Annotated in this window: 1 protein-coding gene, 1 tRNA gene and 1 pseudogene; all 3 read left to right on the forward strand. The window is 38.1% G+C overall.

The window, feature by feature from the left end; genetic code table 11:
• On the forward strand, window positions 1-729 hold a 729-nt coding region (locus SMIDD26_RS10745), incomplete at its 5' end, for a glutamate--tRNA ligase (RefSeq protein WP_246747043.1).
• A gap of 13 nt (window positions 730-742) precedes the next feature.
• Window positions 743-1,178 (forward strand): annotated as a pseudogene (locus SMIDD26_RS10750) (cytidine deaminase family protein).
• A gap of 136 nt (window positions 1,179-1,314) precedes the next feature.
• Window positions 1,315-1,385, forward strand: a tRNA-Glu gene (locus SMIDD26_RS10755).

The raw sequence follows: 1,385 nt of genomic DNA on the forward strand, positions 1-1,385 counted from the left end.
ACCTTGATTATCAACTCTGAAACTGGGAAAAAATTGTCTAAACGCGATACCAACACCCTTCAGTTTATCGAAGACTACCGTAAAAAAGGTTATTTACCAGAAGCAGTCTTTAACTTTATTGCTCTTCTTGGTTGGAACCCAGGTGGCGAAGATGAAATCTTCTCTCGTGAAGAACTCATTAAACTTTTCGATGAAAATCGCCTCAGCAAGTCTCCAGCTGCCTTTGACCAGAAAAAACTCGACTGGATGAGCAATGATTATATCAAGAATGCAGACCTAGAAACTATCTTTGAAATGGCAAAACCATTCTTAGAGGAAGCAGGTCGATTGACTGATAAGGCTGAAAAATTGGTAGAACTCTATAAGCCACAAATGAAATCAGTTGATGAAATTATTCCATTGACAGATCTCTTCTTCTCAGATTTTCCAGAATTGACCGAAGCAGAGCGTGAAGTCATGGCGGGTGAAACAGTTCCAACAGTTCTTGAAACCTTCAAGGCAAAACTTGAAGCGATGACAGATGATGAATTTGTAACAGAAAATATCTTCCCACAAATTAAAGCAGTCCAAAAAGAAACAGGTATTAAAGGGAAAAATCTTTTCATGCCTATTCGTATCGCTGTTTCAGGTGAAATGCATGGACCAGAATTACCAGATACAATTTTCTTGCTTGGACGTGAAAAATCAATCCAGCATATCGAAAACATGCTAAAAGAAATCTCTAAGTAAGAAAGGTACAATAATGGACATCTGGGAAAAGATGTACAAAGAAGCACAGAAACTATACAATCCACATGAAGTATCTGATTTTGTTTACGCTAACCATGTTGTGGCTGCAGTAGAAGCAGAAGATGGACAAATATTTACAGGATTCTGTATGGAGGGAACCTGTGGTGTTTTCCATCTCTGCGCAGAGCGGGCGGCACTCTTTAATATGTACCAATTTTCAGGACAAACTAAGGTTAAAAAAGTATTAGCCTTTCGAGACAAAGCACCTTATGGTGGAAGTTCAGCCATGCCTTGCGGTGCTTGTAGAGAATTCCTTTTAGAACTGAATGCTGAAAATAAAGATGCAGAATTCATGATGGACTATGATACAAAGAAAAACAGTGAAAGTCGCAGAACTAATGCCCTATTGGTGGGGAGAAGAACGTGCTTATAAGTTTAATGAGAAATAGAAGAGTCAGTACAATTCTGGCTCTTTTTACTATAAGTTAGAAAAAGTTGATTTGAAAAAAATGAAAAAAATTAGAAAAAGTTATTGACAAAAAATAAAAAGTCGGTATAATAGTAAGAGTTGAAAATAACAACTCTGGTCCGTTGGTCAAGGGGTTAAGACACCGCCTTTTCACGGCGGTAACACGGGTTCGAATCCCGTACGGACT

The organism is Streptococcus mitis (assembly GCF_001579035.1).
Lineage (GTDB): Bacteria > Bacillota > Bacilli > Lactobacillales > Streptococcaceae > Streptococcus > Streptococcus mitis_J.